Genomic DNA, 3,314 nt, shown 5'->3' on the forward strand with positions numbered 1-3,314 from the left:
ACGGAGGGCCGAACTCGATGGAAACATGCACAGCCGCATTCGCCAAGCTCGCCGTCCACGCACCGCAGCTGCGCTGTAACGGAAATCCGCTTCTCAAGTTGCACAACCCGTTCACGCTACAAAACTGGACCTTGCCGGTGATCGAGCTTCTCATGGTGGGTGGCGCAGCCGCGTGTCTGGTCCACGGAATCCGCTGGTTCCGCAGAACCGGTGATGCTTCCAATCTGGTGGTGTGGTTTACCGGAGTGGTTGCCCTCCTGCTGATCGAGCCGATGGCCTACTTTCCGCAATGGTTTGGCGTGGAGCGGTTTATGGGACTCACGTTCGCGCACAACCAGTTTTCCATACAGTTTATGTTCGATCGGCTGCCGCTCTATATCGTCGCGATGTACCCGGTCTACGGGTACCTCTCGTATGTGCTGGTGCAGCGCACCGGCATCTTTCGTAAGTACCACCCGGTGATCGGCACTATCTGCGTGACGTTTGTGTTCCACTGCCTCTTCGAGGTGGTGGATACCGTCGCGCCCCAATTCCGTTGGTGGGCATGGAACACCGATTCCTCGGCGGTGCCCACCGCCGTGCCCGCGTTGGGTGTGGTACCGCTGATGAACATCGAGGCGTTCACGATCGGCCTACCTTTCGGTATGGCACTGGGTGTGCAGGCTCTTTGCAAGATTCCGCATCGTGGCGGTTGGACCCTGCTGCGCGACGTGGTGTTGGTCAGCCTGCTGGTGTGGCCCATCCAATTGTTGTTTTCTGGGCCTGCGTTTCTGCTCCAGGCGGTGGGGGTCAACATCGTGACGGCCAGATTCATCCTGATCTGGCTTTCCGTCATTGTGTTCGGATTAGTCGCGTTTTCAGTGTTTTTGGGCGCCTATCGAGCTCGGCTGGCGGATCCCGGACTGGTTCCGGACGCCGCTCGCCGTGATTTCTTCCCGCTGGCATACACGGCTATCTATCTGGCAGTGGCCGCAGCTTTCTGGGCCGCGGGTGCGTCCGAAAACCTACATGCCGTGAACGGCCTGACGCCGGGCGGTGCGCCGGTAGGCTCCTTCGCCTACGGCATCATCACCTTTGGGTTGTCGGTGGTGTTGATCGTGGCCTGTTATGGTGCCACGACCGCTCGTGCGGCGACCGCCCAGGAAACCGAACACACATTGGCGGTGGGCGTAGATCCTTAGCGCCAGGGATCGATGAGCACCTTGCATTCGTGGTTGGCCGCGCGGAGGCCCTCGAACATCGAAGGTAACTCATCGAGACCAATCGTGTTCGTGACCATCGACCGCGGACCGGTCCCGCCTTCGTCAAGTGCCCGGGCAGTGTGTTCGAAGTCGGCCACGCTGTAGGTCATCGAGAATTGAAGGCGTACCTCTTTCATCAAATACAGCGCGGGAGTGTAAGAGTCGGCCACACCGCACCAACCGAGCACCACGACCGTTCCGCGTGGCTGGACGATCTGCATCGCCCGTTCGATGGAGCCCGGTGTGCCCACAGCCTCGAATACCACATCGGGTGCGGCGCCCAGCGCTTCGTGCGCCACTTCGAGTGCGTCGGTGGTCGTGATGAATGCATCGGCTCCCATGGCTAGTGCCTGTTGCTCGCGACGCCGGGATCGAGCCTGCACGACAATCTTTCGCGCCCCCATGCACCGCGCCCAGAACACCACGCCGAGACCGATCGGTCCGGCACCGAGCACCAGCACGCTTGCGCCAGGCTTGACTTCGGCAATGCGGTAGCCATGCCAGCCGACCGCCAGCGGCTCGACGAGTGCGGCGTCGGCGAGCGACAGCGAGTGCGGGAGGCCGATCGCTTGGGGCTCCGCTACGGGTGCGTACTGTGCGTAACCGCCAGAAACCGGGAACAGCTTTGTCGATCCGGTGCACCACTGGAGATCACCGCTACGGCATTCGGGGCAGGTGCCGCACGCAGCGATGGCAGCCAAGGAGGTGATGCGGTCGCCCGTTTTGAAGCGCTCGACTTCTCGCCCAACCGCGACAACCTCGCCCGCAAACTCATGTCCGAGCACGATGCCCGGCGGAGCCTGGAGAAACCCCTTGCCGTCGGTGAGATGCAGATCCGTTCCGCAGATTCCGGATCGTTCGACCTTGATCACGAGTTCACGTTCCCGCGGGGTTGGGTCCGGCAGGTCTTCGATCACGATTCCGTTTGCGGGGCCGTGAAATACGCCGGCGCGCACTCAACTTCCCCTAATGTGCTCGGGCATTAGTCTCCCAATTTGGTGTGTGACGGCGAAAGTCGTGATTAACAGTGGCGATACCGGCTGGGATTGGCATGGGCCGACTCGGCCGATCTGTGGTCTGGTCTTATGCGGGGACTGCTGGGTTTGAGGCCGGTTCGGATGCGGAGGGCGCTTTCAAAGTTCCCGTGTAGGCGCCCGCGGTGAGCACAATCGACAGCACGAACGCCGCGGCGCCGAAGGACAGCGAGCCGACGGGATTGCCTGATGGTGCTACCCCGTCTACGGCAGTGGAGTGACCGGGCAGCGCGGCTACCCAGAACACCACCCCGAACAGCAGATAAACCGCTACGCACACCAAAGCGAACCGATCGCCGCGTGCGCCGGCGGGCACGATCGACGGATCGGCCATCCGGGCACGGTACGTGCCGTAGAAGGCCCAGGCGGTGATGAGAAGGGCGCCGCCGATCATGGTCCAGGTGGAGATGCCCCGCGCAGTCAGTGTTGGCACCCCGATGAGTTGTAACAGCAACGCGGGCAGCTGCATCGAGAACATCAGCGGCCAGACCGCGATGCTGACGATGATGGTGTCGCGCAAGATACGCCAGCCCTGTGGATTGGTGGTCCTGGTCATCCATCGAGTGAGCAAAGCGACGGCGAACGGGACCACAAGCGAGAACCCTTGAAGGCTGAGGTAAGGAATGGGCCCCATCGACGGTTTGGAGGTCGGCAGGTCCTGGTTCCACACCCACCAGCCCCACTGGGGCCCGACGGTGTCGGCCACTTCGAACAGAGTCATGAAGCCGAACGCGACGCAGATGGAGCTGACAAAAATGTTGCAGCGTTTCAGGATGCCGGCCCGCTGGACTAGGACGTAGGCCATGTATCCGTAAACCGGATACATGGCGACGATGTAGAGCGGTAAGCGGTCATAGAGAAACTGGATGGAGAATTGGCCGTGGATGAAGGTCAACCCCATCTTGTCCTCGAGGCCGAACCACTGCGGAAAGTAGGTGATCGGCTCGACCATGAGGAGTGCGACAATGAGTGATCCCCAAACCACGAGGTTGGATGCGTCCCGCTGGGTCCGGTACCACCGGACCGCATGCACCAGACA

The 3,314-nt window shown here is 61.6% G+C and carries 3 protein-coding genes; 1 reads left to right on the top strand and 2 read right to left on the bottom strand.

From position 1 onward, the window contains the following. On the top strand, window positions 1-1,181 hold a 1,181-nt coding region (locus A5686_RS06530), incomplete at its 5' end, for a hypothetical protein (RefSeq protein ID WP_231986306.1). Here A5686_RS06530 and A5686_RS06535 read toward each other — a convergent pair. Both A5686_RS06535 and A5686_RS06540 read right to left on the bottom strand, forming a co-directional pair. Further along, window positions 1,178-2,158: an alcohol dehydrogenase catalytic domain-containing protein gene (locus A5686_RS06535; RefSeq protein WP_197520496.1), complete on the bottom strand. Its 981-nt coding sequence runs from the start codon at window positions 2,156-2,158 to the stop codon at window positions 1,178-1,180. The genes A5686_RS06530 and A5686_RS06535 overlap by 4 nt on opposite strands. Window positions 2,159-2,324: 166 nt before the next feature. Then, on the bottom strand, window positions 2,325-3,314 hold a 990-nt coding region (locus tag A5686_RS06540; protein WP_231986307.1), incomplete at its 5' end, for a hypothetical protein.

Origin of the sequence: Mycobacterium sp. E2479 (genome assembly GCF_001667925.1) — a bacterium.
In the GTDB taxonomy this organism is placed as follows: domain Bacteria; phylum Actinomycetota; class Actinomycetes; order Mycobacteriales; family Mycobacteriaceae; genus Mycobacterium.